Genomic DNA, 26,556 nt, shown 5'->3' on the forward strand with positions numbered 1-26,556 from the left:
ATCAACTTTCCCGCAATGCGGCGGACAGTTTGCGCACCGCCTCAGCGGTTCTTGGGCCAAAGCCCAGCAACAGCAATCCGTTCATCTTGATCACCGCGCGGGCCTCTGCGGCGGGTGTTGTTGCAATGGCGGGCAGATCAAGAAGATCGTCGGTGGCCATGCCGAAATCGCCGTCTCGATCCATCATCAAGATTGCATCCGGCGCAGCCGCGATCACCGCCTCATCCGAAATCTGCTTGTAGCCTTCGAAATCGGTGATGGCATTTGTGCCACCTGCCATTTTGATGACGCCATCCGCTTCGGTTCCGGTTCCCGACGCCATGATGCGTCCGCCTTCGGTGCTTAGAATAAACATCACCCGCTTGCCGGAGCCGCCATTTGCCTGTGCCGCCGTTTCCGCAGCCGCAAGCGCCGCCGAGGTTTCAGAGATCAACGCATCCGCGCGGTCTTTTACATCCAAAGCGTCCCCGACGATGCGGATCTTGTTCAGAATTCCCTGTGCCGAAAAGTCATCGGGTACGACCACCATCTCAACCGACGCATCCCGAAGCACGTCAATGGCTTCGGGGGGGCCGGCACCGTCTTCCGCTATGATCAGCTTGGGGTTCACGGCAAGCACGCCTTCGGGCGACAGCGCACGGATGTATCCGACATCCGGCAGCGCCTCGGTTTCGGGTGGCCAGCTGGAGGTTGTGTCGCGCCCCACCAGGCGGTGTTGCTGATCCAGCGCGTAGATGATTTCCGTAACCGAACCGCCAATCGACAGCACATCGGCCTCTGGGGAGCTGGCGGTGGCGTGGTTCTGGATGCTGACGGACCATGCAAAGGCGGCCCCCAACATCGCAATGAACATGGACATATAGATTGTAAACCCGTCCGAACATGCCTGTCTGCTCATGCCGCCACCCCTGTCACACTGTCGAGCGTTTCCACGATCCGGCCCCAGGCCGGGCGACTGTCCCGGCCATCTTTGCCAAGACCGAAGACCTGAAGGATCAGCCCGCCGTCGGCATCAAACGCTTCGACCGAAATGGCCGGACCGCGCTGCGTGGGTTTGTCGACGGCCCACACTTCGGCAATCTTGTCGCGCCGCAAATGCAGATTAAAGCGCGGGTCCATGACATTTTGCCAGGGGCCCATCGGTTTCAGCGTTTCAATCGGGCCAGTGTGGATCTGGATGCAGCCGCGATTGCCCACGAAAAGCATGATCTCGATTCCGGAGGCCTGCACCTTGTGCAGCATCTGATCCACGGCCGTGGTCGCCAATTGTCGGACAAAGGGTGCGCCCGCGATGCGATATGCGCCAAGCCGGTTCATCTTGAGCTTGGAACACAGCCGCAGGAATTGATGTGTATCGGTTAACCGTGCCCATTCCTTGCGCAGAATATCCGTCTTGTCCGGTGCCGATTTTGCGGCCTCAACAGGTTTGCGCTGGCCAATCTCGGGCAGGGGGGCCTGATCGGGAATGGCCAATTCTCGGGCAATCGTGTCCCACGCGTTGAGGTCTGAGCCGTCGCGCAAAAACACCTTGTGGATCGCGTCACCGGCGGCGTCAAAAATCTGAATCGAGCGACGCGTGCCTGCGTCGGAGGGTTTTTCGACCATAAGCGCGTGGACCCAATGCGACGGAAAGATGCGCAGGTCGATGTCTTCGGTCAGGACCATGGCGGCATGTTGGCCGGGGTGATACGCATCATAAATTCCGACCTTTTCGTGAACCGCCGCGTCCACGCGGGTCAGGGCCATCACCTCGCCCAATTGCATCGCGGCGGGCATGGTTTTATCCGGATGCGCGTCGATGCGGGTCACGCCTTGGCCGACATGTGCGCAGGCCAGCTGAAATTCGGAAATGCCAAGTTTCGCGGCAAGATCCCGTTCACGCAATTTGGGCCATTCGGCCTGAGCGTTCTGAATATCCTCGATCGAAAGGGGGGTATGTTCAGCCATATGCCGAGCCTCATCACTGGATTGAGTTTGCTTGGCTAGACCACAGGTAACACAGGTGGACATGGCTGAATCAAATACGCGCAGCGCGTATCAATTATTCTTGACTGTTATTATCAGAAATAGTACCGCCTGCAAGCAAGAGTTACAGGCGTCTTCGAAAAATACGCCTATTCCGCCCCGCGAGCGTTTGGCCAGCAAGGTGAATTCTGCCAAATTCCAAAGGGGATCTCATGTCCAAAACACTGCTTCGCAGCACAACGGCGCTTGTGCTTGTCAGCCTGTTGCCTGTTCAGGCCGTCGCACAAGAGGAGGACGGCTTTCTTGGTACGCTCTTTCTGACGTTTGGCAAACGGGATTTGCAAGTCGGCACACCGGTGACATCCACCGTGGTCGACGACGCCGAAATCGCAGACCGTCAGGCCGGCACCATCGCGCAATTGATCGACACGGTGCCGGGTGTGTCGCTGGTGAACGGGTCCACGCCGCAAGGATCGGGCATCAATATCCGTGGCTGGGGCGCGAACACGACCTTTGGCAACGATCAAAAGATCGCGGTTGTTGTTGATGGCGCGCGCGTCGGTTCGGAAGAATTATACCGTATGGGCACGCAATTGTTCACCGATCCGCTGCTTTACCGCGAGGTCGAGGTGTTCCGTGGCACGATCGGCAGTTTTGAATACGGCTCCGGCATTGTCGGCGGCGTTGTTCGGCTGGAAACCAAAGACGCGTCCGACTTCACCAACGGCGAGGTCGGGTTTCGTTTTGCGCAGACACTGGAAGGCACGTCCAACGGCAATGGGGTGGCAAGCTCCAGTATTCTTGCGTGGCAGCCGACAGAACGGGCCGAGTTTCTGGCCAATTACACGATCCGTCGCGGCGATGATCTTGAAAACGGTGATGGAGACGAGATCGGCAACAGCTCCGTAGACATGCCGTCCTGGTTGGCCAAAGGAAAATTCACCTTTGGGCAGGACAATGACCAGTCGCTCACCTTGTCCGTCACGAGTTCGGTCAATGACGAATCCGATGTGCCGCAAAACGAATTTGCCAGCGTGTCCGACCTGTTTGGCCGCGTGGACCGGGTGCGCGATACGCAGCAGGCGTCCTTGCGCTATAACTGGAACCCTGCGGGAAATGACCTGATCGACCTGTCCGTCGACCTGACCTATTCAGAAGAGGATATCGAACAGGATTATATCGAAGGCTCGTCGCCATTTGAAAATGATCCCGGCTTTGGTGGGCAAATCCGCGCGCTTGCGAATGCGGATCACAACTATACAGAGACGGCTTTGAACGTCAAAAACCGGTCTTTGTTCACGACAGGCGCAATTGACCATAACCTTCTGGTCGGCACCGAAGTGCGCTTGCGCGAACGCGCCGAAAACGAGCTGAACAATGCCGCAAGCGCGTTTGGCGGCACGGACCGGCGCTTTGCGGTTTATGCGATCAACGAAATGACAACCGGTCCGTGGACGATCATGCCAGCGCTGCGCTACGAGCAGTCAAACATCGAAAGCGACACCTTCGGCGATTTCGACAATGACGCCTGGATGGGGGGCCTGGCGCTGGCCTATGAATTGAACAACGGTGTGTCGATCTTTGGCAGCTACGCATATACCGAAGGTTTGCCACCGATTGATGACGTCAGCAGCCTTGTGCGTGCCAACCTGAATGAAAAGTCTGAAACCTATGAAATCGGCGTTGGCTATGGTGGGGACGGGGTGTTCGCTGCGGGTGATAATTTCTCGATCCGGGCGAACCTGTATCACACCACCACCTGGGACATCACGTCCTACACGGTTCCGGGGTCGGTGATCGACAATCTGGACAACGTCGAAACCAACGGGCTTGAGCTTGAGGCATCATATGGTTTGGAAGACGGGTTTTACCTGGATCTGAACGCGAATATCGCGGATGGGCGCGAGGTCTATCCGGGTGGCGACGACGCAGTCTGGCGAAACACGCCTGCGGACACAGCCCGCCTGACCGTTGGCAAACGCTGGGGTGAACAGCTTGATTTAAGTTGGGAATTGCTGGTCGCGGGGGACGCCGAGGATAATACAGGCGAAACCTTTGATGGGTACAATGTCAGCAACATTCGCGCGACCTATGTCCCGCAATCCGGTGCATTCGCGGATTTCGAGGTGCGTGTCGGGGTCGAGAATGTGTTTGACACGAATTACCGCCCCTACCTGTCCAGCAAGGATCAACCAGGCCGGAACTTTAAGCTGACGCTGACCAAGGTTTTCTGATCCGCCTGTCATTTGCGGTGGTCTCAGGTCTGAATTCACTCATATCTGGGGCCAGCACTGTGCCGCCTCCCTGGCCCTCATCAGGGGGGCGGTGGATTATCCGCCCTGAACGACAAAGGTATAGGTGCGGCGTGCCCCCTGCGGTGGGCGCGGAAACGGCCCCGCGCGTCTGACAATCTGTAGTGCGGCGCGATCAAATCGGCTGTTGCCCGAGCTGCTGGCGATTGAAACTGACGCCACATCGCCACTTGCCGTGATGGAAAACTGGACGCGTGCGGTGCCGCGTCCATTTGGGCGGCGCACCCGTGACAGCTTGCTCCAGACTTGGCCTGGATAGTTGCTGGCTGCGGCATTGCCTTCGGACTGTGCTGTGCCTTGCGCGGTGCCCTGGCGTGCGGCTGTTGCGGTGCGCGTGCCGGTGCTGGACCCCTTGGTGGCGTTGCGGTTGGCGTTCCCGCGGGACGTGGTCTGTTGTTTCGGCTTTGGGGCCGCTTTCGGGGTATGCGCCGTTTCAAACGCCTTGGTCCGTCGCTGCGGGCGTTTCGACGCCAGCGGCGCTGCGGTGATCTCTTCTTCTGCCGTCAGCGTTTCGATCTGGTGCGGTGTGTCAGGGGCTGACGGTTGCGGTGCCGCTTCGGGAGACGTTGGTTGCAGGGCGGTCGATTGCGTCAGCATGGCGGTGGCACGCAAGGCTGCAATCGCTTCGACCTGCGGCTTTGGCAGAAGGGCAGCACCCGTTTGTTGCGCGGGCTGGGGTGGCGCGGGTTGCGGTGCCATTGGCGCTGGGCGCGCATGTGTCGTTTGTTGATGCTCGACGCGGTCGGTCTTTGTGGGGCTGGTCTGGGACACCGGCGTCGGTTCAGCTGGGTCCGTGGCGTCTTGCGTGATGGTGGCCGCGCTGAGCGTACCCACGGCCATATCTGCAAACCCGGTTCCGATCTTGACCTCCGCGCTGCCGCGTTGTGCTTCGACGCGGATGTCTTCCGGGGCAGAGACAGCCAAAACAAACGCCCCATGAGCAGCCAAGGCTGTGCTGGCGGCAAGGATTTTCCAGACCGGTGAACGAGGGATCATTCAAGCGCCCTTTCGGTTACAATATGCACTGACTCCGCCCCTGCGATGCGCAGGCTGCGGGCCACGCGGATCAGTTCGGCGGCATCCAGATTCTGGTCGGGAACAATGCGGGCCACGCCATCGGTGGCGTTGCTCCAATACGCCTCTGGATCAGCAATGCTTTGGCCGCGATAACTCAGCCGTCCGTCCCGATGCACAACCAGCGCATCAGGCGGTGCGCGCCCGTCCAAATCGGCTGTGCGCACAAGGGTCAGATCGCCTTCAATCGGCTGCGTCAGCGTGCCTGCGACCATGAAGAACACCAGCATCAGAAACACGATGTTGATCAGCGCGATGGTTGGCTCTCGTTTGCTGCTGGGGCGGATGCGTTTCATGAGCTTTCCAATATGGTCACACTGACGCCCGACACATCGCGGAGTTTGACCAGAACATCTGTCAGCCGCTGCGCTGTGACACCCGGTTGCAGTGCGATCAGCAAAGGCGTTGTGTCCTCTGTCTTGTCCCTCCGGAGTTCAGAAAGCCGCGTGGCAAGGTCTGGCAAAAGAACGGGCGTCCCATTCAGCCGCACCGCATCCGGGCCAAGCTGCGCAAAGATCGGCGCGTTGTCGGCCACAGCGGTACCGCCGCTGCCCGAGGTCAGGTCCACCTCGGCAAAGCGCGTGAAGGTGGAGGTCAGCATAAAGAACAGCAAAAGCAGGAAGATCACGTCAATCAACGAGGTCATCGAAAGCCGCTTACGCCGGGACAAATGTCGCATCCAAGACCTCGTCTGTTTGCGTCTGTGAATGGCTGGTTGGGCCGCTGATCGTCGCAATCGCGCGTCCGGCAAAGACGCGCTCCGCATCCATACGCGCCTCGAACCAGGTCAGCACCGCAGCGGTTGGCATGGCCACGATCAACCCCGCCGCCGTCGTCAGCAATGCAACCCAGATCCCTCCGGCCAGAATGGACGGGTCCACTTGCGCCCCGGCCTCCTGCAATGCCTGAAAGGCAGAAATCATGCCCAGAACTGTGCCGAAAAGACCCAGAAGAGGGGCCAGTTGTGCCACCGTGTCCAAAAGTTTGAAGCCGCGCTCCAGCCGAAGAAACAACGTCTCTGCCTCTGCTTCCATACGGGCCGTGTCCGCGCGGTGATGCAGACCCAACGCCACGACCGGCTTAAGGTAGCTCGTCGACTGACCCAACGACGCGTGCGCATCCGAGATGCGCCCCGCGTCCCAGCTCTCAATTGCCGCGCGCAGCGCCGCGTGCCGTCCGACACCGGCTGCCCGGAATTGCCAGATTTTGTAAAGAATGACCGCCATCGTCAGCACCGAGACCGCCATCAGGATCAGGACAACCGGACCGCCAAGCGCGGCCATCCGGCCAATCGCATCTATCGTTGCGTCGATCATCCCGACACCTCTGTCGCGATGCGACTGGTTAGGCTAAGCTGCCCCGCGCACATCGCAGGTGTGACGCCGGTGCCGGTGCATTGCGATGCGCCGTTGAAGATGATCCGGGACAGACCATCGCAGTCCAGATTTGGCACGACGAACTGGCGCACCCGGGGGCGGGCGGAGGGCAAGGTGCCAAAATCAAAAAGTGTGAGCCGGTCCACCTGTCCTTCGCCGTTGAACAGGACCGCTTCGAATACCACGGTTTCGATGTCTGTTGCATGGCCATTCTGCACAAGAAAGCTCAGGACACAGGCGTCATTCTGTGCTTGCGCGGCGTTCAGCTCTATCGTCAGTTTCCCGGCGGCGTCTTCATCCGCCACACTGTGCGCGGCAACGGACGCAAACAGTAAGAAGGCTGTCGCAAATGATTTTGGGTTTCGCATGATATCTCCGCTGACTTTCATCAACGTGCTGTCTGGCTGAGATCACTTGCGACCGGCTGGATGACACGACTTGTCTGTACCTTTTCATATAGAAAAATCCTGACAAAAACACCCTGATATTTACTTTTGCCCGAAACGCCGCTGAAATTGCGATAAGCTGCGGCAAACCCCTTGGACTGACGTCCTCACCAGGATCGGCGGCACATCGCGATTGGCCGGTGGAATCTTCGGACTTTCGTGAATTTGCATGCGCCCGAGATTGGGGCAGTTGTCAATCCAAAGACTCTGGCTATGATCGCGCGCTAATAAAATGGGAGGAATGATATGTTTAAGCAAACTCTAGTGGCCGCAGCGTGTCTGTCGGTATTTGGCGGTGCGGTGCTGGCGCAAGAGAAGATGCGGATTTCGCTTCAGCTTCCGCTGACCAGCCATCTTGGTGAAAATCTTGTGCTGTTCGAGAAGGAAGTCGAAGAACGCACCGGCGGCGCGATTGATGTCGAGATCTACGACAGCGCCACACTTTACAAAGATAGTGAAGTGCCTGCGGCGGTTGGGGCTGGCTCGATCGAGGCCGGTGTGGCCTCTCTGACGCGCTATGTCGGTGATGCGCCGGCGGTCGATGTGTTTTACATGCCGTTCCTCTTTAACACCGAAGACAAGGTGCGCGCGGCGGTTGCCGAAGGCGCGCCTGTCCGCACAGCGCTAGAGGCCGAGATCGCCAAGACGGGCGGTCAGGTTCTTTACTGGCAGGCCTATGGCGGTGCGATTCTGCTATCTCAGGACGACCCGATCCGTACCCCTGCCGACCTTGAAGGCAAGAAAGTGCGGGTCTTCGGCAAAACGCTGGGCGACTTTGTGTCGGCCGCAGGTGGCGCTCCGACGCTGATCTCGGGGTCCGAGCAATACCTTGCCTATCAGCGGGGGACAGTGGACGTTGGCATGACAGGGGTGTCCGGTGTGAAATCGCGTAAGCTGTGGGAGGTCATGGACACCATCACCCGCACCAATCACGCCAATATCGAATTTGTCGTCGTGGTCAACACGGACTGGTGGGATGGTCTGGATGCGGAAACGCAGGGCCATATCCGGGACGCGGCCAATGTGGCGCAGGATGATGTACGCGACCGCATGAGCCAGATCGAAGCCGACGCCTATGCCGCCGCCGAAGAAAACGGAATGACAATCGTCGATCTGACCGAAGAAGAGCTCACCGCGTGGCAAGCCGTCGCACAGCCTGTCTATGACAGCTATATCGAGGCCACAGGCGAGACGGGCGAGGCGATCCTTGAATCGCTTGGCGTGCAGTCCGGCTCGTAAATTCTGACGTAACTCTTTGGAAGCGGGCGGCCATTTTGGCCGTCCGTTTGATGTGCTCATGTCCCTGATAAGCCGTATTTCCTGGCTGGCCTGCATGATTGGTGCAGTGCTGATGGCCGCGACCGGTGCGATGCTGACCTACGAGGTCATCGCGCGGTATTTTTTCGTCAAACCGACCATATGGGCGGCCGAACTCAGTCAGCTTTGCCTGATATGGGGGTGCTTGCTTGCGATGGCGCATTTGCTGACGCTGCGGCGTCACATCACGGTGAATGCCGTAACATCGCTGCTGCCCGAGGCTGGGCAACGCGTCTGCGCGTATCTGTCCCTGATCGTAGTGATCGTGTTTTCGGCCATTGTTGCCTTCTGGGGCTTTGATATTTTCCTCAACAGTTTCGAACGGGGCCGCACAACCGGGTCGATCCTGAACTTGCCGATCTGGATTTCAGAGGCATCCGTGCCCATCGGTTTCGGGCTTCTTGCGCTGCAAGGCGTGGTCGAGCTGGCGCGTCTGAAAGACGCCGACAGCGCCAGCTTGGGAGCGACCCACGAATGACGATTATCCTGATTCTTGTCACGCTTTTTGTTGTCCTGTTGCTGGGCGTTCCGGTGGCGTTTGCGCTGGGTGGAATGGGGCTTGGCATGCTTATGTTGGGCGGGTTTTCCCCGCTGATGGCACCGCAATCTATCCTGTCCACGCTGAACGGGTTTATCCTTTTGGCGGTTCCGCTGTTTTTGCTGATGTCGAACCTGCTGCTGAAAGGCGGGGTCGGGCGTGATCTGTTTGCCGCCGTTCAGGCCTGGGTGGGCCATTGGCCTGGCGGACTTGCCGTGGCGACCATCATCAGCTGTGCACTGTTTGCCGCGATCTCGGGCTCGTCTGTGGCAACCGCAGCCACCATCGGTACCGTGGCCATTCCCGAGATGATCAATCGCGGATATGAGAAACGTTTTGTCTATGGTTTGCTCGCGGCAGGTGGAACGCTGGGCATTCTGATCCCGCCATCGATTCCGATGATCGTCTATGGCTTTGTCACCGAACAATCGGTGATTGCCCTGTTCCTTGCCGGGATCGGGCCGGGCCTGTTGCTTGTTACGCTGTTTATCGTTTTTGCCATGCTGCATGCCAAACTTTCCGGCAATTTCGAAAACGTGCCCAAGGCCACCCGACAAGAGCGTATCGACGCGTCAAAACGTGCGCTGCCGTCGGTGGCGCTCGCGGCGTTGGTGATTGTCGGTCTTTACTCCGGCGCGTTCACACCGACCGAGGCGGCGGCGGTCGGCTCTGCCGCGGCACTGTTCATCGTGGCGTTCTGGCTTCGCACCCTGACATGGGCCACACTTTGGGAGGCGGTGCGCGAATCTGCCATCACCACCGCCGCGATCCTGCTGATCGTCGCCGGGGCCAAGGTGTTCGGTAAGGCCATCGCCCTTTACCGTATCCCGCAGGACATTTCGGCGTTTCTTGCGCAAACGATCGATGGGCCGATCATGTTTATCATCGTGGTGTCTTTGGTTCTGCTCCTGATGGGGCTGGTGTTCGAGGCGTTGTCGATGATCCTGATCATGACACCGGTGCTGTTGCCGGCCGCGTTGGGGCTTGGTTTTGATCCGATCTGGTTCGGGATCTACATGGTGATCATGGTCGAATGCGCGCTGATCACGCCGCCGGTTGGGTTGAACCTCTACGTGATCCAATCCGTCGCCCGCACATCGCTGGCCAATGTGGCGCGGGGGGTCTGGCCGTTTCTTGCCTTGATGATTGTCACGGTCGGCATCCTGTACGCCTTTCCTGATCTTGCCCTTTATATCCCGTTCAAATGGTGACGTTATGAACCACGCCAAAACACTGCGCGACCTGCTGGCGCAAGACACCTGCCACATCATGCCTTGCTGTTTTGACGCGCTGTCGGCCAAACTGATTCAGCAGGAAGGCTATGACCTGACGTTCATGTCCGGCTTTGCCGCCTCTGCCAGTCGGATCGGCGCGCCGGATCTTGGATTGATGAGCTATGCCGAGGTTGTGGATCAGGCCCGCAACATCGCCGACGCAATCTCTATCCCGCTGATCGCGGATGGCGACACCGGGTATGGGAACGCGATGAACGTGCGGCGGACGGTGGCCGGGTTTGCAAAGGCTGGGTGCGCGTCAGTGATGATCGAGGATCAGCTTGCACCCAAACGCTGCGGCCACACGCCCGGCAAAGCGGTGGTGTCGCGGGATGAAGCCTTCGACCGCATCCGCGCAGCGGTGGATGAGCGCGAGGCCCTGCGCGCTCGGGGTGGCGATATCCTGATCCTTGCCCGCACCGATGCGCGCCATGACCACGGGCTTGGCGAAGCGATTGACCGCGCGGCGATGTTTGCCGAACTGGGCGCGGACATCCTGTTTGTCGAAGCGCCAAAAACCGAAGCCGAAATGCGAGACGTCTGCGCCAATCTGCCGGGGCCCAAAATGGCCAATATCGTCGAAGGCGGGGCCACACCGGATTTACCCAATGCCGCTTTGCACGACATCGGCTATTCCCTCGCCGCCTATCCATTGTCGCTGATGGCGTCGGCCATGCAGGCGATGGTCACGACATTGCGCGCAATGCGCGATGATGCGCGTCCCAACCAGATGGATTTCACCGACCTGCGCGCGCGCATTGGATTTAACGACTATTACGAAACGTCAGACCAATACGCCTCGTCCAAGCGCGATTGATCTGTGACCCGCTTACTGGCAGCCTCCGGCCGCCCATTGGCGCAGGTTTCGTTTTAGCGCCCCGTCGAAAGGATGCGCTTTTTCAAGCGATTTCTGGCCGCTCAAAGTCAGGTAATTGTTGGACTGCTCGCACAGACGTTCCCGGTTCCATTCGTGGCAGCTTGCGCAGGTGGCGTTTGCCCACAAAGCCTCTGGCAAATCTGGGATGGGCGGAAATTGCGGTGACAAATCGAACAGATCTGAAATCGCAAACCCGTCAATCGGAGAGCCGGGTGCCTGAAGGGGGCCATTGAAGGTCACGACGGTCGGAGCGGCCGCGCGTTCCTGAATGGCCGCGATTTCGACCTCTGGCGCGGGCTCTGTCACGCCGTCTCCGACTGGGTCGGTGCCGGTATTGGTGGCCAGCGCGGTGATTTCCTGTTTTGCGAATTCGGCAAAGGTTCCGTTCGGAAACGCGTCAAGATAGCCTTGGTATGCGGCAATGGTTGGATTGGCTTGTGCTGCCTCGAACATCTGCTGTTCCTGATCAGACGGGCCTGCGGTGACCGCAGCTGGGGCCTGCGGTTCGGGTGAGGTCAGTTCTTCCTCGATCACGGTGGCCAGCAATTCGCGGGCGTCGTTGACATGAACACTGTTGGGATAGCCGCGCAGGAACAGCATGATCTGAACCGGATCGCGCGTCGCCTGAACCGAATTCCACAGCTGCCGCGCGGCCAGTGCCTCTGGGTCTTCTGTTGGTGCGTCAACGAAGCGGAAATCACTGGTCAGCGAGGACGTGTCCCACGGCGTTTGCTGGCCAGCGGTCTTTTCCAGAACCGACACGCGCACCTGTTTAAACATTTGTTCAACCGCCAGACCCGGTTTGACCATTTCCTGCACCAAAGCCTGTGTGAACGGGCTGTTCTGGCCGGTGCCGTCCAAAGCCACGGCTCCGGGCGCGGTGGCATAGGACAGGAAGGTTCCGGTGGGGGCCTTCATTTCCGCAAGGCCCGGGTCGTTGAATTCCGGGATGTCGGCAAACGGGTTGTTGCGGCAGGCGTCGAGAATGACGAAATTCGTGCGATTGCGCGCCGAAGCCATCTGGCGCAACACAGACTGCGCCTCGACGCTTTCCAGATCAAGATCCGCAGCATCGCCCAGTGAAACATCGACCGGCAGCAAATAGTTGTTGCCAAAGCTTTGGACACCGTGACCGGCATAGTAAAACAGCCCGGTTGTGTCGGGGCCTTTTTCCCGCAGGCTGCGCCCAAACTGCGACAGCGCGCGGTTCATGTCGCTTTGTGTCGCGTCGATCAGAAGCGTCACCTCGAAGTCGATGCTTTGCAGCGTTTGCGCAATGAGTTCGGCATCGCGTACCGGATTGTCCAGCGGCGACACCGTGTCATAGTTCGAATTGCCGATCACCAGCGCGACCCGATCCTGGGCATGTGCCAATGTCACCGAAGCGATCCATAAGAGTGTAATGAAAAAGACGTTTGTTAAAAAAGAGTTGGTCTGCGTTTTGAACGTACCCGGCACTGAAGGCTCCTGCTTTGCTCTGACAACGGGCGTGGGCCTGTTGGTTCGCACACTAAAATATGTTTCTAGAATTAATATTTTTATCGCTTTTCGTAGGCAGTTATGCAAGTTTTCTGTTATTATCTTCTAATCTGAATTTTCGCGCGCTGAGGCGCTGTTTGATGTATTTTAACCCGAGAGGTGACAATGAAAACTGCAGTTATTCATCTTTTTCTCCTTTGTGCTTTTTTCCTGTTTTCCACACACACACCGGTATCCGCGCAAAGTGCTGACCCGTTCGAGTATGGCTGGAATTTGGATGCGGACGCGTCTGAATTGCGGTTTTTGTCGGTCAAAAAGTCAAAAATTGCTGAATCCAGCTCCTTTGCAACCTTGTCTGGCGTCATAACCGAGGACGGGCAGGCCCAGGTCCGGGTTTTGCTGGATTCCGTCGACACCAAAGTCGATCTGCGCAATGTGCGGATGCGGTTTTTGTTTTTTGAGACGTTTCAATATCCCGAGGCGATCATCACGGCCCAGCTTGATCCGGCGGTATTGACCGATCTTCACCTCACACGCCGCAAGGAAATGGATCTTGCCTACACCTTTACCCTGCGGGGCGTGACGCTGGAAAAGACAACCGATGTGGCCGTTACACTCATCGACAATGACAGGGTGGTTGTGTCGTCGATCACGCCTTTGGCCTTCACACTCGAAGAGCTGGATCTCGAAGAGGGCCGCATGAAGCTGCAGGAAGCCGCGAATGTCGACATCACGCCGGTGGGAGTGGTCAGTTTCAACTTTGTCTTCGACCGCGCGCAGCCGGGCACGCCTCCGGATCTGCCCGAAGCCCAGTTGTTGCCGGCCTCAGTTGCGTTGGAAACCCAGGGCGAGATGTCCGAAGAGGCATGTCGCGGACGCTTTGAAATTCTGTCCCGCACAGGCAATATCTTTTTCGCATCCGGCAGTGCCCGACTGGACGACAAAAGCCTTCCTTTGCTGGAAAACATTTATGATATCGTCAATCGCTGCCCCGGTTTCAGCCTCGAAATCGCCGGTCACACGGATTCCATCGGCAGCATTCAGCAAAATCAGACGATCAGCGAACGCCGCGCCGCCTCTGTACGCAGCTGGCTTAGCGATAAGGGAATTTCACAAGACCGCTTGCGCGCCGTCGGTTACGGAGAGACCCGTCCGATCGTTGACAATGACACCGCGGAAAACCGGGCGCGCAATCGCCGGATTGAATTTACCGCGTTGAATTGACCCCCGTATTGCAGATGAGAGGGTATCCCGGATCGGGGTGCCCTTTTTTAGCTGTCGAACGGGTCGTCCAGAACACCGATCAACGGCATCAGGAATTCGCCGGTGTTGGGGTTAAGCGCGCTGTCGTAAAAGCTGTCAATCGCGGCAACTGCGGTGTTGATACTGCTTTGAGAGCCGTCAAACAGCGCCATTGCTGATGACGCATTGCCCACATCGGACATCCCCTTGTGAACGGCGAAATAGGCCCCCAAATCGGTCTTGTTTTCAAGATAGGCCCGGTCTGCGAGTTGTTGATCGACAAAAGCCTGACCCTCTTCGGGTTTCAGGTCTGACTTGGCGCCGCGCAGCACGTCCAGAATAAACTGATCCCGTGTCACGCTGCCTGTATCCAGCGCATTGACCCAGAACTCAAAGCCGGTCTGATCCGGTGTGCGGCCAAGCACATTGTTGTAGACGGTTTCGGCAAACACGGCAGACGATGTGCCGTTCGGATAGGCTGCCTGTGTTTCGATTTGGCCGACGAATTCGGTTGCGATCTGTTCAAGCGGGATATTGTTGGCAAACGCCGTGCCCCAGAAATACAAACCAACCGCGTCTGGCGCGCGATTGAAATAGGCGATGTAAAGTTCGATAAAACTTTCGAAATCCGCCGCATTCAAACCAGCAGGTCCGCCGAAAATCTCAAGATTGAAGGGACCGCCATCATTGAAATTTGTGTCGAATTGCAGAAATTCGATATTGGCCAAGGTGTCGGTCCCGTTCTCTGCGCCACGGCGATCTGCAAGCGTTGTGGCATCGGGGCTCAGCGTCAGGGTGTAGGACGCTTGCGATCCGGAATACAGCGCCGTGTCGGTGCCGCCGCCCCCGTTCACAAGGTCATTGCCCCGGCCTCCCGACAATAGGTCGTTGCCGCTTTCTCCAATCAGGGTGTCATTTCCGCCCAGCCCGACAAGACTGTCGTTATCGGCCCCGCCATTGATGAATTCCGGGGTGTCGCCACCGCGCACGTAATCATCGCGTGCGCCGGTGAAAATACGGCTGGCATCAGGTGCGCCGCCATTTGGATTGATCCGCGCGGTTGCCCCCTCCAGACTGTCGACGATGATGATATTGGCGTCATCCATCGAATAGTTGGGCCATTGGGAAATCACCTCGGATACGGGAACCGGGCTTTGCGAGTAGTCGACACTGAACAATAGCAGCCCGGTCAAGGAATAGACCTGCATGGACTCAACGGTGCCGGACAGGCCATTGACCGTATTCGGGCTGTTCTTGTCGAACGTCCCCTTCAGTTCCACACTCAGGTTTTCACCTGTCACACCTTCGATGAACAAGGCGTTAGTGCCGGTGGCGATGACCAGTTCGCTGTTGCCGTTGTTCAAAGAAAAACGCCCAGGCTGTTCGGACAGGACATTGGCCCGCGTGTGAATATAGGCGGCCCCGTTCGGGATATCGTCACTGTCAGTCAGGTCTGTCAAAAGCCGTTGCGCGGACAGGGCGCGGTCCGACGCGGCGGTGTCCGTCTCGTCCGGGCGGTGTGATGAGACGCGCGACAGCGCATCGCCCAACAGGCTAAAGGGATCAGCCTCCGCATAGGACACCTGATATCCCAGATCCTGCATCGCCCCGATGGTCAGCGCACTGATCGGATTGTCAGGTCTGTTCGGATTGCCCGGCCCGGCCTCCGGTCTGCGCAGCTCGATCCGTGGTGTCATCAGTTCCTGGTTGAAGATGTCTTCACTCCAGTATTCGGCGGCCAGAGCACCGTCTTCGCCCGCTTCAAGCGCATTGACGCCGTTCAGGTCGTCAGACAGGTCTTGCAATTCGCGCAACGCGTTCACGCCGGTATAGGCTGCCACGCCATCTATATCGCGGACCAGCCCACGTTCTTCCCACAGTGATCCGAACCCAAGCGCGCGGCCGATCGGGTTCATCAGGAATTCATCCAGATTCAATAGCGTGCCCACCGCGTCGGAATTGACGACAATCCGCGAATAGGTTGGCAGCGCGCTCAGGTCATCGCGCTGATCCAGCACGCTTGATATCGCCAGGATTTCCTGCGTCACGCCTTCAAAAGACAGCTCGATATCCTGCACAGAGACTTCGATCAGAACGTCATCGACAAAGCCGTAACCCTCGACAAAGCCATAATCCAGATCGCCGGTGATGATCTCTTCCCAGCGCTCCGCGGCGTCTTCGAAGGCGCGGATATAGCTGTCCGGAACCTCGTCCGAGGTGAATTCAAACGTGATGTCAAACGCACCGTCATCCAAAGGACCAAGGTCGTTCAATTCAAGACGATATTGGCCTGTGGTGTCACTAAAGCCCCCCGCAGACAGATAGAATGTTCCGGAGGTGTCGGTCACAAATTGCAGCGCGCTGCTGGTTGCGTCGCCCCCGTCATCGTTGAGCGTGTTCTGGATCAAGACACCATTGCTGTCATAGACGCCGCGAAAGAACGGATCGGCCAAGGCGTTGGCCCCTTCTATGGGGACCAGTTCTATTTCATAAAGACGGTTTGCGGCCAGATTGACTTCGAACCAGTCTTCGTCCTGCACAAAATCAATTCGGCCATTTGCGGTGCCGCCCGGTGTGATCGACCCGGTTGTGTCGATATCGGCGGCAAAATCATCCCGCACGCCGATGCTGTCGATGGCAAGTGTATAAGTTCCGGTCCCGCCAAAGGCATCCTGAACACCGATGAAAAACTCGCCGTCGCTTTGCGGTGTGAAAAAGGATGTGCTGTCATCTCCGACAATCTGAGTGTTCAGCGTCTGCACCGATGAAATCGGAGACCCGCCCAGATCTGCGGAGGTGAAAACCCCGACCAAATCGGGATCGACCAATGTGCCATTGTTTGACTCGCGGCCAAGGATGTTGATCTCGTAGGTCGCGTTAGCCGAAAGCGATACACGAAAACCGTCAATGTCACCGACCGTTTCGATGTTGCCGGTCGCGCGGCCACCGACCGAGACATTGCCCAAACCCTCCGAAATGCCGGGCAGGAAATCGTCAACGAACCCGGCAGAGTCGACATTCAGCGTGTACCCCCCGATATTGAGATCGCGTGCTCCGGCCACTTCGATCTGATAGGTGCCGTCACTGTCGACAACAAACCCTTCGATCAGCGCATTGGTGCCCACGCCGCTGTTATTGTCGGCGCTGTTGGGCAGAGGTTGCCCGGCGGCGTTGAAAACGCCGATGATCTCCGGATTGCCAAGCGAGCCGCCATCGGTGTCGATACCTTCGAGGGAAATGTCATAGAAAACGCCTGCTTGCAGGTCGATATCGAACCGATCCCGGTCGCCTTCGGATTCAATGCTGCCGGTTGCCGGGCTGTTGACGACCGCGGTGCCAAACTCTTCTGCAAAGACGCCCGGCAAAAAATCATCCGCTTGGCCCAACGCGTCCAGTATCACGGTGTAGGCCCCCGTCCCAAAAGGGGTGTGGCTGCCGATTTCGACCTCGTAAAGCCCGCTGACGGTGACAGCGAATGGGCCGACAAGCGCGTTGCGACCGATGCCACCGTCATTATCGGTTGTGTCGGCAAGCAAGACATTCGCGCTGTTGAAAACACCGAAAATTTCCGGATCGGCCAGCGTTCCGCTGCTGCTGGACGCGGTGTCGGCCCGGATGGAATAAAGCTGCCCGGCCTCCAATTCGACAACAAACCGATCCCGGTCGCCTTGTCGTTCGATATTGCCGTTTTGCGGCAGGTCTGCTGTCAGGCTGCCCAATTCGGTTGCGGTGTCGCCGGGCAGAAAGTCATCCGACAGCGCGCCAAACGTGATCTCCTGTTCCGCTTCGGTCAGGGCACCGCGGCTGTCGACAACCGTAAAGCGGAGGATGACGGATTGGCCCGGCGTCGCGGTTGACGCGGTGATCGAAAGATCGCCGTTTGCCAGGATCTCGCCGCTGATCGGAGGGCCGTCGAAGGTGAACGGGACAACGGTAAATTCCTCACCGCTGCCATCGGCGAAGATTTCAAGCACGTTGGTGACGATTTCCGGTTCGACAAAGGTGTAATCCGTTATCGGAAGTGGGTCTCCCTCGGGCGCAGAGTTGATGGTGATCTCAGACGTGAAGTCAATCTCGCGGCGCTCTATGGCCCCCACAACCGAACCGCCCAGCACGTTTGTGATCAAATTGCCGTCCGAGCCGAACCCTGTCGGGACGATCCAGTCGATCGCGCCGGTTATTGAAACTGAAAACGTCTCGTCATCCTCCACGATGTCATCGTTCAGAATACGAATATTCAGGCTTTGCGGATCGCCAAATGTGTAGTCGACCTCAAAGTCCTCACCCTCGATGGCATTCTCGGTTATGACCGAAACCGTAATGTCCCGGGACGCAATCAATTCATCCGGTGACCCGGTGCCGGGGTAGGGGGCGGAAATCGACGTTGGTTCAAGCAGATCAATGCTGAACGTGATCTCATCACCTTCGTTCAGGGTCTCTTCTTCGACAATCGGCGGGTTGAGAGGGCCAAGGTCAAGATATTCGATCTGGTAAAACCCGGTTTCAAAACCGTCCGCAGATTGCACGCTGAAATAATGTGTGCCGGAATAGGACGCGGTATAAACCGCCTGCGCACTCGGCCCCTGTCCGCTGTTGTCGTCGCCTGAGCCGACCTGAAACAGCCCGCTATCGTCATATACGCCCACAAACTCGGGGTCGGCCAGGCTTCCGCCGCCAGCTACAATTTCGGGTCGAACGTCAATCCGGTATTGCGTGTCGGCAACCAGTGTGACCGCGAACCAGTCTTCGTCCTCTGAAAATTCAATTCGGCCGATGGATGCAACCCCATTCAGCAGGTTGCCATAGACTGCATTGGGGCCAATGAAATCGTCAAAATCGTCCATGTTGGGTCCAGTTTCTTTGTTGGTAACGGGCCATTTTGGCCGCGACTTTGGTTTTATAAGGGGCCGCTTTTGGCATCCTGTGCGTCAAAAACGGGGTCAGATTAAAAATGCGGCATCGCGAAAATCGCGCCGGGAATGTTCTAAAGACGGGTCGCTGACATATGTCCAAATTGTGGAGTGCGGATTGACGTTATGTCAAGAAATGTCTGGTCCCGCGCATCTGAAAACCGGGTGTTGAACGACAGGATCGCAAAAAAATGAATGATTAGTTTGCCGATTTTGCCTAAGGTATGGATCACCACCCCAGCATTTCTGGAGTACCAAGCAACATGTCATTTATAGGCCGCCCGTTTTTTCTTTCGTTGATTTTGACCTGGGCCATACCTGTCGCCGTCGTAGCCAGCCCTGAACGTGTGGCGATGGTGATCGGGATGGCAGAGTACGAAGCGATCACGCCGTTGACCAACACGCGCAACGATGCCGAGGATCTGGCCGAGACGCTTGAGGGCATCGGGTTTGACGTGACCTTGGGGATTGATCTGAACGAAGCAGAGCTTCGGGCGATGATGAAGGATTTTTCGTTCCGGTCTGAAACGGCGGACCTTGCGCTGATCTATTTCGCCGGTCACGGGATCGAGGTTCAGGGAGAGAATTTTCTCATCCCGGTCGATGCACGCCCAAGATCGAACCTGGATGTTCAACGACAGTCCGTGTCGCTGAAAGAGCTTCTGGACGTGGTCGAACGGGCGCGTGTCATGCGGATCGTCATTCTTGACAGCTGTCGCGACAATCCGCTGGGCGGGGCGATTGATACCGAACAGGTGTTGCAAACCGCGCAACAGACGACCGATCAACCAACGCGCGGGGTCGGCGGGTTGGCCCCGGCGAACCCGGATCGCGGCACGCTCGTGGCGTTTGCCGCCAAGGACGGGCAGGTGGCGCTGGATGGCACCCGTGGAAACAGCCCCTATGCGCGGGCGCTGATGCAGAAGATGGCCAAACCGGGGCTTGAGATCAGCCTGATGTTTCGACAGGTGCGCGATGCGGTGCTGCAGGAAACCGCCAATTTGCAGGAACCCTACACCTACGGGTCTTTGACGGGTCAGCCGTTTTACCTCAACCCTGACCAAGACGGGCAGCCGAATGTCTCGGGTGACGAGCCGTCAAAGACGTGGTCGAAACTGCGCCCCGATCAGGAATCGCAATTGATGGCGCTGGCGGATCTTGGCGACACACGGTCAATGATCGGTCTGGCCTATATCCGGCTGAACCCCGAAGATCAGCGCTTTGATCCGGCTCAGGCCGTCGCATTCCTGCAACGCGCGGCCGAGAAGGGGTCGCCCGAGGCCCAGATGGAGCTGGCCAAGCTTTATGAGCAAGGCATCGGGGTCGAGGTTGACGAAGCACGGGCGCTGGAATTGTACCGCGCCGCAGCAGAGCAGGATCTCGCGGATGCAATCAATGACCTTGGGTTTTTGCACTATCAAGGCGGTCTCGGCCTACGGCCCAATCCGACACGCGCGCTAGAGCTGTTCGAGCGCGCCGCTGACCTGCGCCACCCAGAGGCGCAATTCAACTTTGCCGCGTTGATTGACGATGGTTTGATTGCAGACAAAGGGCCGAAGGACGCCGCAGCCTATCTTTACGCAGCCCTGCGCAGTGGCAGTCAGGACGTGCTGAACCTGCTTCTGGAACGGCCTACGATGTTCGCCGAAGAAACCCGCCGCGAGCTTCAGGCTCAATTGCAGCAGTTCGATTTCTACGATGGCTCGATTGACGGCGATATCGGCCCCGGCACCAAACGGGGCATCCGCGCGGCCTACGGTCTGGAATAGCGAACGCCGCGCCTGACAGATCGGGTCTATGGGGCCCGCAGCGGTTCTAGCTGGACCGCAATAACACTTTGTTTGATCCAACAGCGGCAGCGATACGCTGGTAATGGATGGCCCGCGTCGCGTCCGAGCTGGCCGAGCGCAACAGCACCGTTTCCGCCTCTTGCAGGATGTTGCTGGCCTGTCGATTCACCTGTGCAACAGCATCGGACCGGATCGCGGCAATGGGCGGGGTGGACGCGGATGGGCCGCTTTCGTTGGACAGCCGCGCGCGCAGCGGGGGCTTTTGCCGGTCGATATTGCGGCGGGTCAGCTGATCCAGCTCTCTTGCCGCTTTAAGAATGACCTCTCTGGCCTCTGCATAATCCCCGTTGCCGGGGATCTCGTTGGCAAGTTCCCGATAGGTCGCCGCAAAACAGCCGATGCGGTACTCGTCATCCATAAATTCACAGATCGTCTCGTTTCGGTCCATTTGAAAGAGGATCATCGCCGTTGTGGCTTCGGTGGCTTGCACAGGGGGGCCGGATGGGACGGGCGAGGTGAACGAGCCGCCTTCACCGCCGTCCCGGCTTTGCCCGCCTCCGCCGATATCATCCCCGCCGACCTGTGCGATCTTGGGATAGATCAACTCAAGGACCGGGCGCGGCTGGACTGTGTCAGGCAGGCCAAGTTGCGATTGCGTCGATGCCAGCATCGGCGTGGACAAAAGGCTCAGCACAACGGGCGCTCCGATCAGGCGGATGGTGTTTTTTTTGAAATCCATAATTTTGGCGCTTTCTATCTGTATGTTTGATCACACACCAAAGCTTGGGGCATAGCCGTGCTTCGGAGTGTCTGAAATGACTTGGTCTTTACACTGTGATGCTATGGCGGGGCCGGGATCAAAGCAAGTTTGCTGTCTGAAGCGACCGGTTTGGCGCAGGTTGGGCCGCATCGCCGCAATGCCCTCTCGCTTTATTTTTCCGAGGTGGTCACAAAGAAATACACCCATTCGCCTTTGAAATCCGCATGGTCTGCGCGGGCGTCGCTTACCTTTTGTCTGAGCCAGTCAAGATAGGCCCCGGCCGGTTCGATCAGCGGTCGCACACCGTCATACAAGCGAACAGAAGACGCAAATGCGACGGCGATTTCCTGACCATAGGGTGGGCCGATCCGGATGAACACTCCCGGTTCACCAACGGCCAGCGGTCGCTCGGAACCGATGCGCAGCGCAGCCTTTGCCGCCGTGCGGGTCAGTGGTGTGAAATTATTTGGCACCAGATGAAGCACGTTTCCGTCCGCATCAAAATAATCGACATAGACATAGGCATCGTAATCCGCGCCCTGTAGATCAAGCACAAGCGGTTGCCCCGCGACATAGCGAAACTCGATGGCATGGGTGCCCTGTCCGATCAGCAGTGGATTGGTGATCTGATCGGTGGATTGCGGCAGACCGACACGCGCGATCCCGGACAAGGCCCCGCATTGCGGTCTGGGCAGGATCAGAAGCTCTTCACGGACCGGAATATCCGTTCCCATCTGGTCCTGCATTGCCGCCAACACCGTGCCGCGCAAGGCTGCGTCCGGCACATGCCCGGAAAGGACCAACGCGTTGGCCTCGGGATCAAATCTGGCCTGCACCCGCGAACAGGGAAGTGTGTTCAGAATGCCAGACAGGCCGTCGCGCAGTTCGGCGGCGGACCCGGTTGGATCGTCAGGCTGCATAAAGCTTTGAAAGGCGCGCAACGACACCGGATCAACGGGTCCGTCACCAGCGCCGGGAAAGGCAAGAGACGCCGTGGCGCGGGTTTGTGGCGGATCAAGCGACAGCAGGTTTTGTGCTGCGGCCTCATCGGGGTGGATCGTCGGGCTGTCCGGTTGCACCGCCGCGGTCACTGTGTCGGGGGCGGCAATGGCGGGCGCGGGGTCTTGTCGAAGGTCAAGCGTCTGCGCTGGTGGCCGGTCAATACTGACTGCCGCGACCGATATGGGCACTGCGCTGAGCGACGATGCGACCTCAGCTGACAGGCGGGCTGACGCAAGCGGCGGCGCTGATACATCCGAGGCCGTAGCCACCACAGACACCGGTGCGACCAAAGATGCCGCCTGTCGGGGCGCTTGCAAGTCCGGGCGTGCAGGCTGCATCGGGGCCGCCAGGGTTTGCGCTTTGGCCACATCCACCATGCGTTCGGTCACACGCGTGGATGGGGTGTCGATGCGCGTTGCGCGCGATGTCGGTATAACGCTTGGACTGGTTCGCGCACCCGAGGCTGGTCTGTCCGGCGCGGCCTCTTCGGTGGGCGGGGTTTCTTGTGCCCGGCTGCGCGGCACCTGATAGGTCGAAAGCTGCAGCTCGGTCTGTGGTGTCGGCTGGTCCGGCATGTCATCCGGGTGCAGCATCCACATCAACACCCCGGCCGCCACCAGATGCACCGCAACGGACGTCACGCTGGCCAGGCTCCATATGGCCGGTGTGGTCTTCATGGCACCGGGGCAGAGGGTTCAGGCGTGACCACAAGCACAACATCCCGTGCGCCCAAATCCTCGAACTGCGTCACCAATGGCAGCACATGCCGCAGTTCAGTGGCCCTGTGGGCATTGATCCGCACCAAAAGCTCCGGGTCTGACGCCAAAAGCTCTTGAACCCGTCGCGCGATGTCATCCCGGCCAAGGGTCGCGCCGTCTAGCGCCAGCTGCCCGGCCCGGGATACTGAAACCGTCACACCGCCTGATGGCATGTCCGCCCCGGTGCCCGCCATTGGTGGTGTGACCTCGAACGGAGCGGTTGCGTCCATCCGACCGATCAGCATGAAAAACACCAAAAGAAAGAACACCACGTCAATAAGCGCGATGATGGTTTCAGGCGGATGTTTTGCCGGAGCGCGGGTCAGTTTCATTCAAGCGCCTCCAACCGCACCACGCGCAGGTTCCGCGCGCCTGCGTGCGTGATGCTGTCCATTACCGAAATCAGCGCCTGCATATCGGCCGCCGCCGAAGGCAGAACAAGCACGGCCAGCATCGGGTCGGCGGACAGACGATCAGCGATCAAATGCGCCAAATCCGGCGTTGAATAGGGCTGCCCGCGAATGGTGGGCACGCCGTCTGATCCCAGTCGGATCATCATCGTCGCCCCCGCATTGCTCTCTGACGCATCCGTCGGTGGCGGTGTGTCGTCACCGGTTGCAATTGCGGGGATCATATCAAGGTTCAAATAGGTGGATGTCACCATGAAAAAGACCAGCAAAATCAACATCACGTCGATCATCGGCACAAGCGAGATCATCGCTTTGGCCGGTTTTGGCCGCGATAGCGTGACGGTGCGTGTGTCGGTCATTCACGGCTCCCGCTTTTGTGGCACGTCCAGTGCCAGCAAAAGCTGCGCGACGGCCCCCTCGATCAGTTGCGCGCCCCGTTCGGCGCGCGATGACAGAAGCGACGCGCCGACAGCTGCCGGAATGGCGACCAACAGCCCCGCTGCGGTTGTCAACAAGGCTTGCCAGATCCCGCCCGCCAGAACCGACGCGTTCGCGGCACCTTGGGCCAGTTCAAGTTCCTGAAAAGACTGGATCATGCCCAAAACGGTTCCCAGCAATCCAAGCAAGGGTGAAATCATGGCGATCAGTTCCAGAACCCGGATCTTGCTGGTCATCTGCGTCAACTCTTCATTGCCGCGACGCAGCAGTTCGGTCATCAGCGGCGCACCGGAATACCCTTTGGCCGTCGCCTCTATCGCATAGGCCAACACACGGTCCGCCGGGGCAGAGCCGGTTTTGGCTTTGGCTTCGGCCCCGGTCAAATCACCCGCTTCGACACGCGCCAATGCCGCATTGCGAAGGTCTGTTCCCGATGTGACCGGGCGCAATTGCAGCACTTTCATCACGATCAGGGCCAGCGACAAAAGCGAAAGGCCCAGCAGCAAACCTATGATCGGTCCACCGGTGCCCATGGTGTCCAGCATCGCACCCATGGCTATTTGACCAAGCCCGCGTCGGTTTTGCTGTCCAGCTCGATAAACTCGAAACAATCTGCCTCGGTTTCGTTCTGGGGTTTGCACACCGGCATGTCGTGCAGAACGATTTCCGAGATATCCCCACATGCCAGATCGGGGATCGCAAACAGTTTGAGCGTCGTGCGCTGTACGGGCAGGGGGGCCGCATCGATCGACAGCAAACGGTCGATCACGCCGTTTGCATCAAGCACGGCAAGGCTCATTTCAAAACCCTCAAAGCTTTTACCGGTCTGATTTCGGAATAGAAAATACGCCTGACAGCCGCCGGCATCCGCAGCTTCGAATTTGTTCAACTCAACGCCAAGCATGCCGGATGTCTCCGTCCCTTGGGATGCCCCTTGGGATGCCGAAAACATCAACGCTGCAGCACCAAAAGCGCATGAAAAGTGCTTCATAAAACCTCCCTGTTCTAACTCTGTCAGCCGCAGATCCTCCGGGTGCGGGGGCCGCTTTTGCGATGCTGACCGCGTCACAGCAAAAGACGGTTGAGAGGCAAAACTGCCATCGACACAGGCAGCGCGGTTCGGGATCTCAATGTGCTTTTCTGTAATGCCACCCAGCAAACGCCAGTTCGTCACATCGGTCAAGACTGTGTGTCCGGGCCGCCGGATTGACCGGATCGGTCTTGTAAAGATCAAGGTTTGTGTTGACCGGATTTGTGTGTGACGCTGACGGCCACGACGGTTGGCAGGCAAACGAAAGGCCCCGCGATGCAACATGAGTTGACCGATCCGGGTGCGATCAGTCTGCAATATGACGTCTTGCGGCACCGCTTCATTGCCGAAGTAAGCAAGATCGTGGTCGAGTTGGGCAAAGTCTCGGGTCGGAATGTCCCGTTGGTGCAGGCCACCTGTCTGAACATCGACACTCTGGTGCGCGAGTATCAGGTGTTTCTTGCGCAGATGACTGCGGTCCGTGTTCAGCACGAGGCACAATGTGCCGATCACTCAGAGGTCATCGCGGTGCGCCGCATCTGGGGAGAGGTGACAGCGCGGACCGGGCTGTTCAGAAACGAGCTGAACCGTTGGCCCGAGTATCGCGCGTTGGTGACGGATCAGCTGAAGCCCAAACGCCAGAAACTTTATACGCCGGATGACAAGCTGCCGAAAATCGCGCAGTCGCAGATCCTGGCAAGTGATGACATCTTTGATCGTCTGCACGCGGTGCTGAACCCGGCACCGCAATCGGACGCGGCCAAGGCGCATGCGTGTTTTGCCGATGTCGCGCTGCCCAACAGCGATTTTCATCGCCATTTGCATGCCGCTTACCGTCTGGTGTTGTCCCAGCGCCGGTCAGGGCCCATTCGGTTTCTGGACGTGGGATGCGGCGGGGGGCTCAAGGTGTTCTCGGCGTTGCGATATTTCGACGAAGCGCATGGGTTTGATTATGATCCTGCCTTTGTGGCCTTTGGCGAACGCCTGTTGGAAAAAGAGGGCGCGTCACAGGCCACTGTCTTTGAACAGGATGCGCTGACATTTGACCGCTACGATGCGTTCGATGTGATCTACTTTTACCGACCGATTTCAGACGATGACCTGTTGTTCGAAATGGAAAAACGCATCAATGCGCTGGCCCGGCCGGGCACGGTTTTGATCGCCCCGTATCGGGTGTTCGGATCGCGCCATGACATGATCGGATGCGGCCGGGTCGATGGCGGCTTGTATCTGTCGCAAACCAGCCAACGGCAGGCTGATGCGTGGCGGCGCAAAGCGGAACTGACGGGTACGTACATCGCCAGACGCGATGATTCCCTGCCCGGGACGATCTGGGCCCCTTTGCTTGACGCGTCGCGGCAAAATGGCTGCGATCTGGCGCAGTTTCATGCCAAGCAACAATACTGACTGACGCCCTGAACGGCAGTCAGCAGAACGCGCCGAAACACTGGTTTTTTGCTTATTCTGCCCCGGCTTTGCAGTGCGGAGCTGTGAAATTTTTCAGTTGGGCATTCTTTTTCTGGATTTTTGATAGAGACTTGATAGCATTACCTTGCGT

General features: G+C 58.3%; 23 protein-coding genes. 8 read left to right on the top strand and 15 right to left on the bottom strand.

The window, feature by feature from the left end; translation table 11 throughout:
* Position 1 precedes the first annotated feature (1 nt).
* Together ACG74X_RS17800 and ACG74X_RS17805 are read right to left on the bottom strand one after the other, a co-directional pair.
* Complete coding sequence (locus ACG74X_RS17800) at positions 2 to 898, bottom strand: hemin ABC transporter substrate-binding protein (RefSeq protein ID WP_411236521.1); 897 nt, start codon at positions 896 to 898, stop codon at positions 2 to 4.
* Positions 895 to 1,947: a hemin-degrading factor gene (locus ACG74X_RS17805; protein WP_411236523.1), complete on the bottom strand. Its 1,053-nt coding sequence runs from the start codon at positions 1,945 to 1,947 to the stop codon at positions 895 to 897. The genes ACG74X_RS17800 and ACG74X_RS17805 overlap by 4 nt, the downstream gene beginning before the upstream one ends.
* Positions 1,948 to 2,177: 230 nt before the next feature.
* Here ACG74X_RS17805 and ACG74X_RS17810 point away from each other — a divergent pair, with 230 nt between their 5' ends.
* Complete coding sequence (locus ACG74X_RS17810; RefSeq protein ID WP_411236524.1) at positions 2,178 to 4,199, top strand: TonB-dependent receptor domain-containing protein; 2,022 nt, start codon at positions 2,178 to 2,180, stop codon at positions 4,197 to 4,199.
* Between the two features lie 96 nt (positions 4,200 to 4,295).
* Here the strand turns inward: ACG74X_RS17810 and ACG74X_RS17815 are convergent, their stop codons facing one another.
* From ACG74X_RS17815 to ACG74X_RS17835, 5 genes are read right to left on the bottom strand one after another with little or no spacing between them, the layout of a single operon-like run.
* Positions 4,296 to 5,273: a TonB family protein gene (locus ACG74X_RS17815; protein WP_411236525.1), complete on the bottom strand. Its 978-nt coding sequence runs from the start codon at positions 5,271 to 5,273 to the stop codon at positions 4,296 to 4,298.
* A complete protein-coding gene (locus ACG74X_RS17820; protein ID WP_411236526.1) occupies positions 5,270 to 5,647 on the bottom strand; it encodes an ExbD/TolR family protein in 378 nt (125 codons plus the stop codon). The genes ACG74X_RS17815 and ACG74X_RS17820 overlap by 4 nt, the downstream gene beginning before the upstream one ends.
* Positions 5,644 to 5,997 (bottom strand): biopolymer transporter ExbD, encoded by a 354-nt coding sequence (locus tag ACG74X_RS17825; protein ID WP_411236527.1) that lies wholly within the window; start codon positions 5,995 to 5,997, stop codon positions 5,644 to 5,646. The genes ACG74X_RS17820 and ACG74X_RS17825 overlap by 4 nt, the downstream gene beginning before the upstream one ends.
* Before the next feature lie 10 nt (positions 5,998 to 6,007).
* Positions 6,008 to 6,667 (bottom strand): MotA/TolQ/ExbB proton channel family protein, encoded by a 660-nt coding sequence (locus ACG74X_RS17830; protein WP_411236528.1) that lies wholly within the window; start codon positions 6,665 to 6,667, stop codon positions 6,008 to 6,010.
* Positions 6,664 to 7,032, bottom strand: coding sequence for a hypothetical protein (locus ACG74X_RS17835; protein WP_411236529.1), 369 nt, complete (start codon positions 7,030 to 7,032; stop codon positions 6,664 to 6,666). The genes ACG74X_RS17830 and ACG74X_RS17835 overlap by 4 nt, the downstream gene beginning before the upstream one ends.
* Before the next feature lie 387 nt (positions 7,033 to 7,419).
* On the opposite strand from ACG74X_RS17835, the gene dctP reads away from it, so the two are divergent.
* From dctP to ACG74X_RS17855, 4 genes are read left to right on the top strand one after another with little or no spacing between them, the layout of a single operon-like run.
* Positions 7,420 to 8,412, top strand: coding sequence for a TRAP transporter substrate-binding protein DctP (gene dctP, locus ACG74X_RS17840; protein ID WP_411236530.1), 993 nt, complete (start codon positions 7,420 to 7,422; stop codon positions 8,410 to 8,412).
* Between the two features lie 58 nt (positions 8,413 to 8,470).
* Positions 8,471 to 8,968 carry a TRAP transporter small permease gene (locus tag ACG74X_RS17845; RefSeq protein WP_411236531.1) on the top strand — a complete coding sequence of 166 codons (498 nt, stop codon included), beginning with the start codon at positions 8,471 to 8,473 and terminating at the stop codon, positions 8,966 to 8,968.
* Positions 8,965 to 10,239 (top strand): TRAP transporter large permease, encoded by a 1,275-nt coding sequence (locus tag ACG74X_RS17850; protein WP_411236532.1) that lies wholly within the window; start codon positions 8,965 to 8,967, stop codon positions 10,237 to 10,239. Before ACG74X_RS17845 ends, ACG74X_RS17850 begins: the two co-directional genes overlap by 4 nt.
* 4 nt (positions 10,240 to 10,243) lie before the next feature.
* The gene (locus ACG74X_RS17855) at positions 10,244 to 11,119 is read left to right on the top strand and encodes an oxaloacetate decarboxylase (RefSeq protein WP_411236533.1); all 876 of its coding nucleotides are present in this window, start codon (positions 10,244 to 10,246) and stop codon (positions 11,117 to 11,119) included.
* 12 nt (positions 11,120 to 11,131) lie between these two features.
* Here ACG74X_RS17855 and ACG74X_RS17860 read toward each other — a convergent pair whose 3' ends face one another.
* Complete coding sequence (locus ACG74X_RS17860; protein WP_411236534.1) at positions 11,132 to 12,559, bottom strand: caspase domain-containing protein; 1,428 nt, start codon at positions 12,557 to 12,559, stop codon at positions 11,132 to 11,134.
* 264 nt (positions 12,560 to 12,823) lie between these two features.
* Here ACG74X_RS17860 and ACG74X_RS17865 point away from each other — a divergent pair, with 264 nt between their 5' ends.
* Positions 12,824 to 13,882, top strand: coding sequence for an OmpA family protein (locus ACG74X_RS17865; RefSeq protein WP_411236535.1), 1,059 nt, complete (start codon positions 12,824 to 12,826; stop codon positions 13,880 to 13,882).
* 47 nt (positions 13,883 to 13,929) lie between these two features.
* Here ACG74X_RS17865 and ACG74X_RS17870 read toward each other — a convergent pair whose 3' ends face one another.
* A complete protein-coding gene (locus tag ACG74X_RS17870; RefSeq protein ID WP_411236536.1) occupies positions 13,930 to 18,744 on the bottom strand; it encodes a DUF4214 domain-containing protein in 4,815 nt (1,604 codons plus the stop codon).
* Positions 18,745 to 19,073: 329 nt separating this feature from the next.
* On the opposite strand from ACG74X_RS17870, the gene ACG74X_RS17875 reads away from it, so the two are divergent.
* Positions 19,074 to 20,579, top strand: a complete 1,506-nt coding sequence (locus ACG74X_RS17875; protein WP_411236537.1) for a caspase family protein — start codon at positions 19,074 to 19,076, stop codon at positions 20,577 to 20,579.
* A gap of 46 nt (positions 20,580 to 20,625) precedes the next feature.
* Here ACG74X_RS17875 and ACG74X_RS17880 read toward each other — a convergent pair whose 3' ends face one another.
* The 6 genes from ACG74X_RS17880 to ACG74X_RS17905 all read right to left on the bottom strand — a co-directional run bounded on the left by ACG74X_RS17880 (position 20,626) and on the right by ACG74X_RS17905 (position 24,959).
* The gene (locus ACG74X_RS17880) at positions 20,626 to 21,339 is read right to left on the bottom strand and encodes a hypothetical protein (protein WP_411236538.1); all 714 of its coding nucleotides are present in this window, start codon (positions 21,337 to 21,339) and stop codon (positions 20,626 to 20,628) included.
* 191 nt (positions 21,340 to 21,530) lie between these two features.
* Positions 21,531 to 23,039, bottom strand: a complete 1,509-nt coding sequence (locus ACG74X_RS17885) for a DUF4384 domain-containing protein (RefSeq protein ID WP_411236539.1) — start codon at positions 23,037 to 23,039, stop codon at positions 21,531 to 21,533.
* Complete coding sequence (locus tag ACG74X_RS17890; protein ID WP_411236541.1) at positions 23,036 to 23,452, bottom strand: ExbD/TolR family protein; 417 nt, start codon at positions 23,450 to 23,452, stop codon at positions 23,036 to 23,038. The genes ACG74X_RS17885 and ACG74X_RS17890 overlap by 4 nt, the downstream gene beginning before the upstream one ends.
* On the bottom strand, positions 23,449 to 23,889 hold the full coding sequence (locus tag ACG74X_RS17895) for an ExbD/TolR family protein (RefSeq protein ID WP_411236543.1): 441 nt from the start codon (positions 23,887 to 23,889) through the stop codon (positions 23,449 to 23,451). The genes ACG74X_RS17890 and ACG74X_RS17895 overlap by 4 nt, the downstream gene beginning before the upstream one ends.
* Positions 23,890 to 24,522, bottom strand: coding sequence for a MotA/TolQ/ExbB proton channel family protein (locus ACG74X_RS17900; protein ID WP_411236544.1), 633 nt, complete (start codon positions 24,520 to 24,522; stop codon positions 23,890 to 23,892).
* Between the two features lie 2 nt (positions 24,523 to 24,524).
* Entirely contained in the window at positions 24,525 to 24,959 is a 435-nt protein-coding gene (locus ACG74X_RS17905; protein WP_411236545.1) for a hypothetical protein, read from the bottom strand.
* Positions 24,960 to 25,274: 315 nt separating this feature from the next.
* Here ACG74X_RS17905 and ACG74X_RS17910 point away from each other — a divergent pair, with 315 nt between their 5' ends.
* Positions 25,275 to 26,405, top strand: a complete 1,131-nt coding sequence (locus ACG74X_RS17910; protein ID WP_411236546.1) for a methyltransferase domain-containing protein — start codon at positions 25,275 to 25,277, stop codon at positions 26,403 to 26,405.
* Positions 26,406 to 26,556: the final 151 nt, after the last annotated feature.

This window comes from Marivita sp. S0852 (genome assembly GCF_046591575.1).
Classification (GTDB): Bacteria; Pseudomonadota; Alphaproteobacteria; order Rhodobacterales; family Rhodobacteraceae; genus Marivita.